Here is a 13,518-nt window from a genome sequence, read left to right as displayed (position 1 = left end):
GCGCCGCAAATGACCATATTCAGGGAATATCCAATCATGTCCGACGAGAATAACCAGCCGTTCTTCAACATCCAGCGCATCTACCTGAAGGACATGTCGCTCGAGCAGCCGAATTCGCCGGCCATCTTCCTCGAACAGGAAATGCCGTCGGTCGAAGTCGAAGTCGACGTAAAGGCTGAGCGCCTCGCCGACACCGTGTTCGAAATCCTCGTCACCGGTACCGTGACGGCCAAGGTGTCGGACAAGGTCGCGTTCCTGATCGAAGCCAAGCAGGCTGGTATTTTCGATATCCGCAACATTCCGGCTGAGCAGATCGATCCGCTGGTTGGCATCGCTTGCCCGACGATCCTGTTCCCGTACCTTCGCTCGAACATCGCGGACGCGATCACGCGCGCCGGTTTCCCGCCGATCCACCTCGCCGAAATCAACTTCCAGGCCTTGTACGAGCAACGTCTCGCGCAGCTTGGCACGCAAGAAGGCGCGGCGCAGAACGGCGTCACGCACTAAGTGTTGCGCGCAGTGCCGGGTATGAAAGTCGCCGTTCTCGGCGCTGGTGCATGGGGCACCGCTCTCGCGGGCCACCTGGCGGTGCGGCACGATACGGTGCTGTGGGCGCGCGAGCCGGCGCTGGTCGCCGAGCTTGCCGCCACGCAGGAAAACGCCCGCTATCTGGCGGGCGTTGCTTTGCCGGCCGGGCTTCGTTATGAAGCCGATTTCGAGGCGGCGTTGAGCCACGCGTTGGGTGGCGACGCGCTATGCGTTGTCGCGACGCCGGTGGCTGGGTTGCGCGGTCTGTTCCAGACCATGCGCGCCGCCGGCAAGGTGCCGGCTCACGTGATCTGGCTCTGCAAGGGCTTCGAGGCGGATACGCAGTTGCTGCCGCATCAGGTCGTGGCGGCTGAGCTGGCCGGTCATAACAGCAATGGTGTATTGTCGGGGCCCAGTTTTGCGCGTGAAGTCGGGCAGGGCCTGCCGGTCGCGTTGACTATCGCGAGCGCGTCGGCCGGCTGTCGCGAGCGAACCGTGGCAGCGTTTCATCATGGCGCCATGCGTATCTACACAGGCGACGACCTCGTCGGCGTGGAAGTGGGCGGTGCGGTGAAAAACGTGCTGGCGATTGCTACGGGGATCGCCGATGGGCTCGGTCTGGGCCTTAACGCACGGGCTGCGCTGATCACGCGCGGTCTGGCTGAGATGTCGCGCCTCGGCGTGACGCTCGGCGGACGGGCTGAAACGTTCACCGGTCTCACGGGCCTCGGCGATCTGATTCTGACGGCCACAGGCGATCTGTCGCGCAACCGCACGGTAGGCGTGCAACTGGCCGCTGGGCGCACGCTCGACGATATCCTCGGGGGACTTGGTCACGTGGCCGAGGGCGTGCGCTGTGCGCAAGCCGTGTTGGCGATTGCGCGGGCTCATTCGATCGATATGCCGATCACCGAGGCTGTCTGCGCGGTGCTGTTCGATGGGGTCGCTCCACGCGATGCCGTCAATGCGCTGCTGCGCCGGGACGCCAAGGCTGAGTAGCTGGCGCGTCAGGGCATCGACCAGCGCGCCAACAAGCACTTCAACGGGCGCATCGAGCGCATCCACTTCAACAACGGTTCAGCCTCCGTACATCAACCTTAGCTGGACGGGGCGCCAATTCCTTGCCGCAGCAGCACGCGCCATGAGCCCGTTCGGCTGACCGACACACCGGCGATCCGCGCGCTTCCCCAGCCTGCCGCCCGCTCCGAATTACGCTGAACCGTTGTCCTCCCTTCGCTGTCAACGTCTTATCGGCGTTTCGAATGGCGAGGTTCTCCATGTTCACATCCGGTCAATGTTCGCTCGAGGCGCGCGTCGTCGATATCGCCACGCTAGCCGTCGACGCGATCGTCAATGCGGCGAATACGTCATTGCTGGGCGGCGGGGGCGTGGACGGCGCGATTCATCGCGCAGCGGGGCGCGCGTTGTTGCGCGAATGTGAGACTTTGGGTGGTTGCGTGACCGGCGACGCGAAAATCACCGCTGGCTACCAGTTACCCGCAAAGCACGTGATTCACGCAGTGGGCCCGGTCTGGCACGGCGGCGGCCGAGGCGAGGCCGACTTGCTGGCGTCGTGCTACCGGCGCTCGCTTGAACTAGCCGGGCAGGCGCAATGTAAGAGCATCGCGTTTCCGGCGATCAGTTGCGGCGTCTATCGTTTTCCTGCGGAGCAGGCGGTAAGTATTGCGGTGGGCACGGTGCTCGATACGTTGCAACGCGTGCCGGGCATCGAGCGTGTGCTGTTTGCGTGTTTCGACGATGCGATGTTCGCCCGCTATCAAACCGAACTGGCCAGGTGGGCAGCTCTGCTGCGTCAGGCGCCGCCTTCGAAGCCCGCCTGACGCCACGCTTCGAATACCACCACCGCCACGGTATTGGACAGGTTCAGACTGCGATTGCCTGGCCGCATCGGCAGCCGCACACGCTGTTCGGCTGCGAACTGTCCCAGCACGCTGTCCGGCAAGCCTCGGGTTTCCGCGCCGAACACGAACCAGTCGCCAGGCAAGAACGCATGCGCGTGAAACGCGCCCGAGCCGCGCGTCGTGAACGCGAACATCCGCGCCGGGTCTGGCGTTTCGCTGGCGACGAACGCTGCCCAGTCGGCATGCACGTGCATCTGCGCATACTCGTGATAGTCGAGCCCGGCGCGCTTCATTTTGGCGTCGTCGAGAGGAAAGCCGAGCGGTTCGATCAGATGCAGACGAGCGCCGGTATTTGCACACAGGCGGATGACGTTACCGGTATTCGGCGGAATTTCGGGTTCGACGAGAACGACGTTAAACATGGTGTAGGCCAGTAGAGACTAGTTTTTTGGGGTGCGCAATGCGACGAAGTTGGTCACGCGCCGCGCCCCGGCGGCCTTCAGCACGTGTGCGAGGGCTTCGAGCGTGGCGCCGGTCGTCATGACATCGTCGACCACGGCCACGTGCAGGCCGCGCACCGGTGCCGTGACTTCAAACGCCCGGCCAACATTTTGCCGGCGCGCATCCAGATCCAGCCGCGACTGCGGCGCGGTCTCGATCACGCGCGCGATCAGCGTAGCGTCGCTGCGCACCCGGAGCGCGCGGGCGAGCGGCTTCGCAATCTGCCATGCCTGGTTGTAGCCACGTTCGACGAGGCGCCTCGCCGCAAGCGGGACCGGCGCGATCAAGTCGGGCCATTCAGAGGCGAGGCGCGCGAGCCGCTGCGCGAACTCGTCGGCCAGCATCAGGCGGGCGCGAAACTTCAGGCCTACGGCCAGCGTGTCGAGCGGCGCGCGGTAGTCGGCTAGCACGAGCGTGGCGTCGAACGGCGGCGCGATGGCGACACAGTCCGCACACCGGTAACCGGCTCCTCTGCCCCGGCGCGAACTGGGCAACGGAACCGCGCAGACCGAGCAACGCAGGCGCGCTTCATTCGCATAAGCGTCGTCGCAGCCTCTACAAAGCGCACTCTGCGACAAATTGCCGCAGAGTGCGCAGAGATTCGGCAGGACGGCGTGAACGAGGCGCGGCCATGAAGATCCCAGCCGGGTTACAAGTTTTGCAACCCGGCTGCAAGGTGAAAAAGCCGACGCCTGGAATCGCATTGATGGGCCGTCCGCAAAACGCCAGTTACGATGAGTGAAAGGGAGCGAGCGAGTATACTTCGGGCTCTTCGTCCGCGTGACCCCCATGTCCTCAACTCCCGCAAAATCTGGCCGTCCGGCCTATGATTCCCGGCGCCTTCAGCGGATTTTCGACCGCCGCGCCGCTACCTTCGACGAGGTTGCGTTCCTGCCGCGCGAGATAGCCCAGCGTATGCGCGAGCGTCTCGACTACATCAAGGTCAGCCCGGCCGCCGTACTCGATGCGGGTTGTGGCGCGGGCGACGACCTGCCCGGTCTGCGCGAGCGTTTCCCCGAAGCACCGGTGTTCGGCACCGATCTTTCCCACGCCATGCTGACCCGTGCGCTACGGCACGACGCCGGCGACACGAGCTGGCGGCGTTTCCTGCCGGCCTCGATCGGCAAGGCGCTCGGCGCGCGTGGGCCGCGCTTCGCGCATGCCGATTTCTCGGCTCTACCCTTTACGCACGACGCATTCGAATTCATCTGGTCAAACCTCGCCTTGCACTGGCATTCGCGGCCCGATCTCGTGTTTCCCGAATGGCAGCGCGTGCTTAAGGTAGGGGGGCTGCTAATGTTCAGCACGCTTGGTCCCGATACACTCAAGGAACTGCGCGGCGCCTATGCCGAAGTGGAGGCGGCGCACGGTGTGCCGTCCGCGAAGCATGTGATCGATTTCGTGGACATGCACGATCTGGGCGATATGCTGGTGGAAAGCGGCTTCGAGATTCCAGTGATGGACCAGGAAACGCTCACCATCACCTATCAGTCGCCGCAGTCGCTGCTTGCGGATGTGCGCCGTTGGGGCGCCTATCCGTTCGAGCGCGAGGCTGCGGCCTACCCGGGCATGGGTGCCGGGCCGGTGTCGCGGCGCTTGTACACGGCCCTGCTGGCGGCGCTGGAGGCGCGTCGGCGGGCGGACGGTACGATTGCCCTGACGTTCGAGGTGATCTACGGACATGCGTGGAAAGCCGTGCCACGAATGACCGCCGAAGGTCACGGGATCGTGCGGCTCGAGGACATTGGACGAGGCCCGTCGAAGAATCGTTGAACCGGAAAGAGGGCATCTGTTATGTCTGAAATTACCGGGACGAAAGTGTTTCCCGAGGTGCGTCAAAACGGCGCAGAGGCTTGTCGGGACTGGCTTGCGGGCCGATAGGGCGTTGCTTGTGGATGCCATAGAACGCGCCTATAATGCGTCAGTTTGTCGCTCGGCGTCCCACATCCGCAGCGGCAGGCCCGAGGCGCTGGGCAGCGGGAAGGGCGGTACGAAGCGGTATAAGGCAACGGTATCGGGCAGGGTTAAGAGGCAACTCGCAGGAGACAGCGATGGCGTCATCTGATCTGCTGGCGGAGTCGGAACCGGTCCTCAAAGACTGGACGATGAAACGCAACTGTTCGGTGTCGCCCAGGCAGTTCGTATGGTTCTATGTGTCGCTTGCGGTGTTTTCGCTGCTGATTGCCTTCATGCTGGATCTGATCGGCGCCTGGCTGGTGCTGCCGTTCACCGGCATCGAGTTAGTGGCGGTCGGTATCGCTTTTGCAATTTACGCGCGTCATGCTGTGGATTACGAACGCATCAGGCTGTTTCCGAACCGGCTCGTGATCGAGCGGGTAAGTGCGGAGCAGGTCACCCAGTTCGAATTCAATCCACGTTGGGTGCGGATCGAGCCGGGCGCAACGCCGCGTGACCACATCAAACTGGTTTCGCGTGGCCAGACGATCATGATCGGGCAACACCTCGCGCAGTATCGGCGCGCGCAATTTGCAGGCGAATTGCGCATGTGGCTCAGGCGTTGTTAGACGCATTGAGGCTCGCGCCGTTCAGGAGGAGCGCGAGGCAGCCTTCCAGCGGGGTCGAGGGTTTGAATGGAAAATTTGGGTAAGGAATCTATGAAAACAATCAAGCGAGCCCTGATGGGCGGGCTGGCGCTTACCGGGATGTTCTTTGCCGGTGCCGCGCTGGCAGTGGGTGACAGTCCTGGCGGCCCCGCCGTCAACGAGATCAACCTCCAGCCGCCTGCAACCGCTATCGCTGAGGAGCTCTATCACCTCCACACGTTCATGCTGATCCTCTGTACGGTGATCTTCATTGGCGTGTTCGGCGTGATGTTCTATTCGGTCTTTGCTCACCGCAAGTCGAAAGGCTACAAGGCCGCCCATTTCCACGAAAGCACCACCGTTGAAATCATCTGGACGATTGTCCCGTTCGTCATCGTCGTGCTGATGGCGCTGCCCGCCACCAAGACGGTCATCGCGATGAAGGACACCACCAACTCTGACCTCACCGTCAAGGTGACCGGCTATCAGTGGAAGTGGAACTACGACTACGTGAAGGGTCCGGGCGAAGGCATCAACTTCTTCTCCACGTTGACCACGCCGCGTGCCGAGGTGGACGGCGAACAGCCCAAGACCGACACCTATCTGCAGGAAGTCGACAACCCGCTCGTGGTGCCGGTCGACAAGAAGATCCGCATCATCACCACCGCCAACGACGTGGTCCACTCCTGGTACGTGCCGGCCTTCGGCGTGAAGCAGGATGCGATTCCGGGCTTCGTGCGCGACACATGGTTCAAGGCCGACAAGACGGGCACCTTCCGCGGCTTCTGTACGGAACTGTGCGGCAAGGAACACGCGTTCATGCCGGTCGTCGTCGAAGTGCTTTCGGCTGATGACTATGCAAAATGGGTCGACGACCAGCAGAAGAAAATGGCCGCCGGCGCTGACGATCCGAACAAGACGTACACCCTCGCCGAGTTGATGGAGCGTGGCGGCAAGGTCTATGCGGCGAACTGCGCCGTCTGCCACCAGCCGACTGGCAAGGGCGGTGGTGCGTTTCCGGCGCTCGACGGCAGCAAGATCGCCAATGGCCCGATCGCTCAGCATGTGAGCATCGTGCTGAAGGGCAAGAACGTGATGCCGTCGTGGGGACCTACGCTGAACGATGTCGAAATCGCGTCCGTCATCACGTTTGAGCGCAACTCGTGGGGCAATCACACGGGCGACATTCTGCAGCCGAAGCAGGTCGCGGACGCACGCAATGGCAAGCTGCCTGAAGGTGGCGACCACCTCGCGGGCGCAGCTGCAGGCGCAAGCGGTGCAGCCGCCGCTAGCGGCGCCGATGCGGCATCAGGCGCCGCAGCAGCGTCGGGCGGCGACGCCGCGTCAGGCGCAGCGGGTGCAGCCCCGGCCCCGGCTTCTGGCGGTTCGGACAGCGCAGCAGCATCGCAACCGCAGGCAGCCCTGCCGGCCAACGTCTACTTTGAGACTGGCAAGAGCACGCTGCCGGGCGACGCGCAGGCAGCAGTCGCCGCCGCTGCGGACTACGCCAAGGCGCACCCGGACGCGAAGTTCACGCTATCGGGCTATACGGACACAACCGGTTCGGCCGACCTCAACGCGAAGCTCGCGAAGAGGCGCGCGCAAGCTGTGCGCGACGCGCTGAAGGCAGCCGGCATTGCCGAAGACCATATTATTTTAAAGAAGCCGGAAACGGTCACGGGCGGCAGCGATCCCAAAGAGGCACGCCGTGTTCAGATCAGTTCCGCAGCCTGACGTGTTCATGGTCAGCACCGCAGTATTCGCTTTAGGAGATTGTCATGTCTAGCGTTGGACACGATGTAGTTGCGGGCCACGAGCACGTACACGGTGACCCCCATGCTCATGGGACGCCGCATGGCTGGCGTCGCTGGCTGTATGCCACCAACCACAAGGATATCGGTACGCTGTACCTGATCTTCTCGTTCACCATGTTCCTCTCCGGGGGCGTGATGGCGCTGATGATCCGTGCCGAGCTGTTCGAACCGGGTCTGCAGATCATGCGTCCCGAGTTCTTCAACCAGTTGACCACCATGCACGGCCTGATCATGGTGTTCGGCGCGATCATGCCGGCCTTCGTCGGTTTCGCGAACTGGATGGTGCCGCTGCAGATTGGCGCATCGGACATGGCCTTCGCGCGGATGAACAACTTCAGCTTCTGGCTGCTGCCGGTTGCCGCCGTTCTGCTGGTGGGCTCGTTCTTCTCGCCGGGCGGTGCAACGGCTGCGGGCTGGACGCTGTACGCGCCGCTCTCCACGCAGATGGGACCGGGCATGGACTTCGCGATTTTCGCGGTCCACTTGATGGGTGCCTCGTCGATCATGGGCGGCATCAACATTGTCGTGACGATCCTGAACATGCGCGCGCCGGGTCTGACGCTGATGAAGATGCCGATGTTCGTCTGGACATGGCTCATCACCGCCTACCTGCTGATTGCCGTGATGCCGGTTCTCGCCGGGGCGATCACCATGCTGCTGTTCGACCGCCACTTCGGCACCTCGTTTTTCAACGCGGCAGGCGGCGGCGACCCGGTGATGTACCAGCATATCTTCTGGTTCTTCGGGCACCCCGAGGTGTACATCATGATCTTGCCTGCGTTCGGGATCGTGTCGCAGGTGATCCCGGCGTTCGCACGCAAGCCGCTGTTCGGCTATAGCTCGATGGTGTATGCCACGTCGTCGATCGCGATCCTGTCGTTCATGGTCTGGGCGCACCACATGTTCGCCACCGGCATGCCGGTGACGGGTCAGTTGTTCTTCATGTACGCCACGATGCTGATTGCAGTGCCGACGGGCGTGAAGGTGTTCAACTGGGTCGCCACGATGTGGCGCGGTTCGTTGACGTTCGAAACCCCGATGCTGTTTGCGGTGGGCTTCCTGTTCGTATTCACGTTCGGCGGTCTGACGGGCCTGATGCTCGCCATGGCGCCGCTCGACATCCAGTACCACGGCACTTACTTCGTGGTGGCCCACTTCCACTACGTGCTGGTGGCGGGGTCGCTGTTCGCGCTCTTCTCAGGCTGGTACTACTGGTCGCCGAAGTGGACCGGCTGGATGTACAACGAGACGCGCGGCAAGATCCACTTCTGGGGCTCGATGATCTTTTTCAACCTCGCGTTCCTGCCGATGCACTTCGTGGGTCTCGCAGGCATGCCGCGTCGTTACGCCGACTACCCGGCGCAGTTCACCGACTGGAACCAGGTCATCACGATCGGCGCTTTCGGCTTCGGCCTGACTCAGGTGTACTTCCTGTTTGCAGTCGCACTGCCGGCTTACCGCGGCGGCGGCGAGCTTGAGAAGGCTAGCGACAAGCCGTGGGACGGCGCAACGGGCCTCGAATGGACCGTGCCGAGCCCGGCTCCGTTCCACACGTTCGAAAACCCGCCGACGGTCGAGTAAGCGATCGTGCCGAACGGCATTCCGGTCCAGGCGCAAGCCGGACCGGGTGCAGCGAAGCGGTAGAGTCGTAGCGTGACAGAGCGGTGTTCCTTATAAGTGAAGTATCGAGAAACTCCAGCATGACCCGGAATCCCATACAAAGACGTACGCCCGAGCAAATCCGCGCGGGCAACTTGCGGCTCGGTTTGATCATGTTTGTTGTCGCCGCCGCTTTTTTTGTGGGCATCTTCGTCAAACGGAGCTTTTTCTCCTGAAGACGATCACGTTGTCGTAGGCGAAGGAAGATGACGGTAATGAGCGACAACAGCGGTAAAGGCGATGGCGGCGGCGCTGGAAAGAGCAGCTTTGGCCAGTCTATGAAGGCTGTGTTCTGGGCGTTTTTCGGCGTGCGCAAGCGGCGCGACCTGGAGTCGGATGCGGCACAGCTCAACCCTCTGCATGTGGTGGCGGCCGCGTTGATCGGTGCGGCCATCTTTATCGCCATATTGATTCTGGTCGTACGTGCGGTGGTGGGGTAAAGCGGCAACAGCGGGCCGAAGGTGGCTCCGAAATCAGAGTGAAGCGGTGCGGTATCGACGCATCGCCGAAGAGACAGCCGGACTAAACCGGGTCAAGCGGAACAACTGGACTGAAGTGGAGAATCAAGAATGAGCGGTCAAAACGAGAGCCCGTACTACTTCGTACCGCATCCGTCGCGGCATCCGATCAGCGCGGCCGTCGGGCTGCTGGTCATGCTGTCATCGCTGGCGGCGTGGATTAACGGCGAAAGCTGGGCGCCCATCACGGTACTCGCTGGCTTGCTGTGGCTGCTCTACACGTTGTGGCACTGGTTCGGCGACGCGATCTCCGAGTCCGAAGGCGGCATGTACGGCAAGAACGTCGACAAGTCATACCGCTGGAGCATGAGCTGGTTCATCTTCTCCGAGGTCATGTTCTTCGGAGCATTCTTCGGCGCACTGTTCTATGCGCGCCAAATTGCGTTGCATGAGCTGGGCAGCCTCGACTACAAGCTGATCTGGCCGGATTTCTCGGCGGTGTGGCCGAACAACGGTCCGGCAGCGCTGGTGTCGAGCTTCAAGTCGATGCAGCCGTGGCCGGTGCCGACCATCAACACGGCGCTGCTGCTCTCGTCGGGGGCGACGCTGACCGTGGCTCACCATGCGCTGCGTGAAAACCATCGCAACAAGACGATCGGCTGGTTGGCCGCGACGGTCTTGCTGGGTCTGTGCTTCCTGTTCCTGCAGGGCTTCGAGTACTACCACGCGTATAACGAACTGAACCTGACGCTGTCTTCCGGCGTGTATGGCTCGACCTTCTTCCTGCTGACCGGTTTCCACGGCTTCCACGTGTTCCTCGGCGGCACGATGCTGACGGTTGTGCTGGTCCGCGTGATTCGCGGTCACTTCACGGCGGATCACCACTTCGCGTTCGAAGGCGCGGCCTGGTACTGGCACTTTGTGGACGTGGTGTGGCTCGGGCTGTATGTCGTCGTGTACTGGCTATAAAGCTTGCCGGCCCGCGCGCAGTATTTTTTGCCAGGGTTTTAGTTACCGGCTACGCGTACGCTTTTGGAGTGCCGGTTTCGCTGCAGATCGCGAAGCCGACGAGTAGTATGCCGGACTGACGCAGCGCCGCCCTCGACCCTGTCAGGGCGGCGTTTTGCTTATGGCGAGGAAGTGACGCTAAGACCAGGACGCGGAGACGCGAAATTTTTGCGCACCCGGCTAGCGGCCGTAAGGAATACCGGTCGACTGAATCCAGCCCATCCAGTGAGCGAACAGGATGAACAGGAACAGCGAGATCGACAGACCCACGCGGGTGGCCAGCGACCAGACCATGCGTTTCGTTTTACCCTTGTCGTGCACCATGAAGTACAGCGCCGAGGCCATACTGGCGATGATCAGGGCAAAGGCGATGGGAACGAGAATGTGCATGAAATCAGCTGAAATTCAGGAGCGCGAAGGCAATATGGTTATTATCGCACCGTGCGTTGTACCGCGTGTAGCGGCGGGGCAGGCGCGATGAAGATCCGCTGGTTGCCCGCGCTGCTGATTCTGATCGTCGTTGCGGTGACGGTGCGGCTGGGGTTTTGGCAGCGTGACCGCGCGCATCAGAAAGAGGCGCTGCAGGCCCACATCACGCAGTTCGAAAATGCGCCGGCCGAGCCGATTGGCAGCGCTCCGCTGGCACTGAAAGACATCGAGTTTCACCGGGTACGCGTGCGAGGCAGCTTCGTCGCCGACAAGGTGGTCTATCTCGACAATCGCCCGTATAACGATCAACCGGGCTTTTACGTCGTGATGCCCTTTAAACTCGCTGATGGCGGCTACGTGCTGGTCAATCGCGGCTGGTTGCCGCGCAACATCAATGACCGCACGGTGATCGCGCCGTACGTCACGCCGCCTGGGCAGATCGAGATCGAAGGTATTGCGCGTGCCGATGCGACCCGCGCGTTTGAACTCGGGCAGGGCGGATCGGCCCCGCATCAGTCGATCCGGCAGAATCTCGACCTGGGCGCTTACGCTGCAGAGACCGGTCTGCCGTTGCAGCCGTTCGTGATCCAGCAGTTGAGCGACGATGGCGACAAGCTCGTGCGCGATTGGCCTGCGCCGGATACCGACGTCGAACGCAACTACGGCTACATGCTCCAATGGTGGGGCATGGCCATCGCGGCGCTCGCGTTCGGCTTGTATGCCGCGCGGCGCGCCGCGAAGCAAGAGCACGCGCCCAGCGCGTAACGTATGTTGTGCAGATTAATGCATCGCACGCGGCCGGCGGCTTGACCGCTCGCGCCGCGCAATCATTGAAAGAGGTTTGGTAGTGTCGACGCAAACTCCCCGTTCGCCGCGAGCCGGCAAATCCGCCAGTCCCGCGGTCCCGTCCGGCAAGCCGCGAGCCAAAGGCTCATGGCAACGCGGGCGCTGGATGATGCTGCTGATCGCGCTCGTGTGCGCCGCGCCCGTGATCGGCTCGTACTTCACCTATTACGTCGTCAAGCCGACCGGCGGCACCACCAGCTACGGCACGCTGATCGAACCGCAGCGGCCGATTCCCGATGAGCTGGTGGTGACCGGGGAAGACGGCAAGCCGGTGAAGCTCACTTCGCTGCGTGGCAAATGGCTCATGGTTTCGGTCGACAACAGCGCGTGCGACAAAGCCTGCGCGACCAAGCTGTATTTCATGCGCCAGATACGCGCAACCCAGGGGCCGGAGCGCGACCGGGTGGTCGAGGTATGGCTGCGCACCGACGCAGGCAACGTGTCTGACGTGATCCAGAAGGCCTATCCGGACACGCGCAAGCTGATCGCCGATCCGGCGGCACTGACCGCATGGCTGCCCGTCGACGCCGGCACGACGTTGACCGACCACATCTTCGTGGTCGACCCGAACGGCAATCTGATGATGCGTTTCCCGAAAGATCCGAATCCGAGCAAGATCAAGGGTGACATCACGAAGCTGCTGAAGTGGTCGAGCATCGGCTGATGCGGCGTTTTATCGCACGGCTGGGTGTACCGCGGATTGGACCGTCTGTAGCACCATTGGCCGCTATGTTTCTTGCGAGAAGGTAGAGAGATGTTCGTATTGCAACTGGGCCTGATCGGCTTGTGCATTGCGTTGCTGCCGTTGTCCTACATATGGGTCAAGGCCGACGACAATAAATTCCGCAAGCTGGTGTGGGTCACCACTTTCCTGACGCTGGACCTGGTGATGTTCGGCGGCTTCACGCGCCTGACCGACTCCGGTCTCGGCTGTCCCGACTGGCCGGGTTGCTATGGGACGTCCTCGCCATTCATCGCTCACGCCGCCATTGCCGCGGCTAACCAGGCTATGCCGACAGGGCCGGTCAGCATGACGAAGGCGTGGATCGAAATGACCCACCGTTATTTCGCCATGGCGATCGGCGTGCTGATCGTCGCGCAGATGCTGATCGCCTGGGTCGCGCGTATCAAGCGCCGCCCGCTGCACGTCTCGCCGTGGTGGCCCACTTCGCTGCTGCTACTGATTCTCGTACAGGGTGTGTTCGGTGCGTGGACTGTGACGCTCAAACTGCAACCCGTGATCGTGACGACGCACCTGCTGCTAGGGCTTGCCTTGCTCGGCATGCTCGGCTGGTTGGCGGCCCGCCAGACCCCGCTGCCGGCCTATGAACCCGAGGCCGCGCAATGGCGCGTCGCGGCGCTCGCCGGCCTCGCGCTGCTGGTCGTGCAGATTGCGCTCGGCGGCTGGGTCAGTACCAACTACGCGGTGCTCGCGTGCACGGATTTCCCGACCTGCAACGGTCAATGGATCCCGCCGATGGATTTCGCACACGGCTTTCACCTATGGCGCGCGCTGGGCATGACGGGCGACGGTGAAATGATCACCCAGGATGCGCTGGTGGCGATCCACTGGACCCATAGGACCTTCGCGATCGTCGTGATCGCCTATCTGCTGTGGTTTGCGCTGAAGGTGCGTCGCTTCGAATCGCTGCGGCGGCCCGCCGACGGTGTGCTGCTGGTGGTGCTGATCCAGTTCCTCACGGGCCTCTCCAACATTGTCCTGCAATGGCCGTTGCCGATTGCAGTCGCCCATAACGGGGGCGCCGCGATCCTGCTGCTGCTGCTCGTTATGCTAAACTTTCGAATCGCTTCTAGCCGTCCCGGCCGCGCCGCCTTGCCTGCGCGCGATGCCGCGCCAGCGTGACCCCAC

Annotated in this window: 16 protein-coding genes; 13 read left to right on the top strand and 3 right to left on the bottom strand. The window is 62.6% G+C overall.

The features are described 5' to 3' along the window. Positions 1–36: 36 nt before the first annotated feature. The 3 genes from secB to M0954_RS06110 all read left to right on the top strand — a co-directional run bounded on the left by secB (position 37) and on the right by M0954_RS06110 (position 2,369). The gene (secB, locus tag M0954_RS06120) at positions 37–507 is read left to right on the top strand and encodes a protein-export chaperone SecB (protein WP_074263255.1); all 471 of its coding nucleotides are present in this window, start codon (positions 37–39) and stop codon (positions 505–507) included. 21 nt (positions 508–528) lie between these two features. Further along, entirely contained in the window at positions 529–1,527 is a 999-nt protein-coding gene (locus M0954_RS06115) for an NAD(P)H-dependent glycerol-3-phosphate dehydrogenase (protein ID WP_297352156.1), read from the top strand. 263 nt (positions 1,528–1,790) lie between these two features. Then, positions 1,791–2,369 (top strand): O-acetyl-ADP-ribose deacetylase, encoded by a 579-nt coding sequence (locus M0954_RS06110; RefSeq protein ID WP_297352155.1) that lies wholly within the window; start codon positions 1,791–1,793, stop codon positions 2,367–2,369. On the opposite strand, the gene trmL is transcribed toward M0954_RS06110, so the two are convergent. Together trmL and M0954_RS06100 are read right to left on the bottom strand one after the other, a co-directional pair. Then, positions 2,342–2,812, bottom strand: coding sequence for a tRNA (uridine(34)/cytosine(34)/5-carboxymethylaminomethyluridine(34)-2'-O)-methyltransferase TrmL (trmL, locus tag M0954_RS06105; RefSeq protein ID WP_123385301.1), 471 nt, complete (start codon positions 2,810–2,812; stop codon positions 2,342–2,344). The two genes, M0954_RS06110 and trmL, sit on opposite strands and share 28 nt — an antisense overlap. 18 nt (positions 2,813–2,830) lie before the next feature. Continuing rightward, complete coding sequence (locus M0954_RS06100) at positions 2,831–3,595, bottom strand: ComF family protein (protein ID WP_297352153.1); 765 nt, start codon at positions 3,593–3,595, stop codon at positions 2,831–2,833. Between the two features lie 85 nt (positions 3,596–3,680). Between M0954_RS06100 and M0954_RS06095 the strand changes: the two genes are divergently transcribed. The 7 genes from M0954_RS06095 to M0954_RS06065 all read left to right on the top strand — a co-directional run bounded on the left by M0954_RS06095 (position 3,681) and on the right by M0954_RS06065 (position 10,334). Continuing rightward, positions 3,681–4,664 carry a methyltransferase domain-containing protein gene (locus M0954_RS06095; protein ID WP_297352151.1) on the top strand — a complete coding sequence of 328 codons (984 nt, stop codon included), beginning with the start codon at positions 3,681–3,683 and terminating at the stop codon, positions 4,662–4,664. A gap of 278 nt (positions 4,665–4,942) precedes the next feature. Continuing rightward, positions 4,943–5,416 (top strand): DUF2244 domain-containing protein, encoded by a 474-nt coding sequence (locus M0954_RS06090; protein WP_122153286.1) that lies wholly within the window; start codon positions 4,943–4,945, stop codon positions 5,414–5,416. A gap of 66 nt (positions 5,417–5,482) precedes the next feature. Continuing rightward, entirely contained in the window at positions 5,483–7,168 is a 1,686-nt protein-coding gene (gene coxB / locus M0954_RS06085) for a cytochrome c oxidase subunit II (protein WP_297352149.1), read from the top strand. Positions 7,169–7,212: 44 nt separating this feature from the next. Beyond that, entirely contained in the window at positions 7,213–8,829 is a 1,617-nt protein-coding gene (gene ctaD, locus M0954_RS06080; protein WP_297352147.1) for a cytochrome c oxidase subunit I, read from the top strand. A gap of 119 nt (positions 8,830–8,948) precedes the next feature. Beyond that, the gene (locus M0954_RS06075) at positions 8,949–9,083 is read left to right on the top strand and encodes a cytochrome oxidase small assembly protein (protein ID WP_220795455.1); all 135 of its coding nucleotides are present in this window, start codon (positions 8,949–8,951) and stop codon (positions 9,081–9,083) included. A 39-nt stretch (positions 9,084–9,122) separates the two neighbouring features. Further along, the gene (locus M0954_RS06070; protein ID WP_122153289.1) at positions 9,123–9,347 is read left to right on the top strand and encodes a DUF2970 domain-containing protein; all 225 of its coding nucleotides are present in this window, start codon (positions 9,123–9,125) and stop codon (positions 9,345–9,347) included. A gap of 129 nt (positions 9,348–9,476) precedes the next feature. Continuing rightward, positions 9,477–10,334 (top strand): cytochrome c oxidase subunit 3, encoded by an 858-nt coding sequence (locus M0954_RS06065; protein WP_122153290.1) that lies wholly within the window; start codon positions 9,477–9,479, stop codon positions 10,332–10,334. A 219-nt stretch (positions 10,335–10,553) separates the two neighbouring features. On the opposite strand, the gene M0954_RS06060 is transcribed toward M0954_RS06065, so the two are convergent. Continuing rightward, positions 10,554–10,763: a twin transmembrane helix small protein gene (locus M0954_RS06060; protein WP_074263265.1), complete on the bottom strand. Its 210-nt coding sequence runs from the start codon at positions 10,761–10,763 to the stop codon at positions 10,554–10,556. An 87-nt stretch (positions 10,764–10,850) separates the two neighbouring features. On the opposite strand from M0954_RS06060, the gene M0954_RS06055 reads away from it, so the two are divergent. From M0954_RS06055 to M0954_RS06045, 3 genes are all read left to right on the top strand, one after another. After that, positions 10,851–11,567, top strand: a complete 717-nt coding sequence (locus M0954_RS06055; RefSeq protein WP_122153291.1) for an SURF1 family protein — start codon at positions 10,851–10,853, stop codon at positions 11,565–11,567. An 82-nt stretch (positions 11,568–11,649) separates the two neighbouring features. Then, a complete protein-coding gene (locus tag M0954_RS06050; protein WP_123385943.1) occupies positions 11,650–12,312 on the top strand; it encodes a cytochrome C oxidase subunit I in 663 nt (220 codons plus the stop codon). Positions 12,313–12,402: 90 nt separating this feature from the next. Continuing rightward, positions 12,403–13,512, top strand: coding sequence for a heme A synthase (locus M0954_RS06045; RefSeq protein WP_122153292.1), 1,110 nt, complete (start codon positions 12,403–12,405; stop codon positions 13,510–13,512). The last annotated feature ends 6 nt before the right edge of the window (positions 13,513–13,518 follow it).

This window comes from Paraburkholderia sp., from assembly GCF_026225065.1.
Taxonomy (GTDB): Bacteria; Pseudomonadota; Gammaproteobacteria; order Burkholderiales; family Burkholderiaceae; genus Paraburkholderia.
Note: the sequence above shows the minus strand (reverse complement) of the source record. Positions and strands in the feature narration are given on the sequence as shown.

Coding starts and splice junctions, on each gene's coding strand:
- secB (WP_074263255.1), top strand. CDS start 37: ATGTCCGACGAGAATAACCAGCCGTTCTTCAACATCCAGCGCATCTAC.
- M0954_RS06115 (WP_297352156.1), top strand. CDS start 529: ATGAAAGTCGCCGTTCTCGGCGCTGGTGCATGGGGCACCGCTCTCGCG.
- M0954_RS06110 (WP_297352155.1), top strand. CDS start 1,791: ATGGCGAGGTTCTCCATGTTCACATCCGGTCAATGTTCGCTCGAGGCG.
- trmL (WP_123385301.1), bottom strand. CDS start 2,812: ATGTTTAACGTCGTTCTCGTCGAACCCGAAATTCCGCCGAATACCGGT.
- M0954_RS06100 (WP_297352153.1), bottom strand. CDS start 3,595: ATGCGATTCCAGGCGTCGGCTTTTTCACCTTGCAGCCGGGTTGCAAAA.
- M0954_RS06095 (WP_297352151.1), top strand. CDS start 3,681: ATGTCCTCAACTCCCGCAAAATCTGGCCGTCCGGCCTATGATTCCCGG.
- M0954_RS06090 (WP_122153286.1), top strand. CDS start 4,943: ATGGCGTCATCTGATCTGCTGGCGGAGTCGGAACCGGTCCTCAAAGAC.
- coxB (WP_297352149.1), top strand. CDS start 5,483: ATGGAAAATTTGGGTAAGGAATCTATGAAAACAATCAAGCGAGCCCTG.
- ctaD (WP_297352147.1), top strand. CDS start 7,213: ATGTCTAGCGTTGGACACGATGTAGTTGCGGGCCACGAGCACGTACAC.
- M0954_RS06075 (WP_220795455.1), top strand. CDS start 8,949: ATGACCCGGAATCCCATACAAAGACGTACGCCCGAGCAAATCCGCGCG.
- M0954_RS06070 (WP_122153289.1), top strand. CDS start 9,123: ATGAGCGACAACAGCGGTAAAGGCGATGGCGGCGGCGCTGGAAAGAGC.
- M0954_RS06065 (WP_122153290.1), top strand. CDS start 9,477: ATGAGCGGTCAAAACGAGAGCCCGTACTACTTCGTACCGCATCCGTCG.
- M0954_RS06060 (WP_074263265.1), bottom strand. CDS start 10,763: ATGCACATTCTCGTTCCCATCGCCTTTGCCCTGATCATCGCCAGTATG.
- M0954_RS06055 (WP_122153291.1), top strand. CDS start 10,851: ATGAAGATCCGCTGGTTGCCCGCGCTGCTGATTCTGATCGTCGTTGCG.
- M0954_RS06045 (WP_122153292.1), top strand. CDS start 12,403: ATGTTCGTATTGCAACTGGGCCTGATCGGCTTGTGCATTGCGTTGCTG.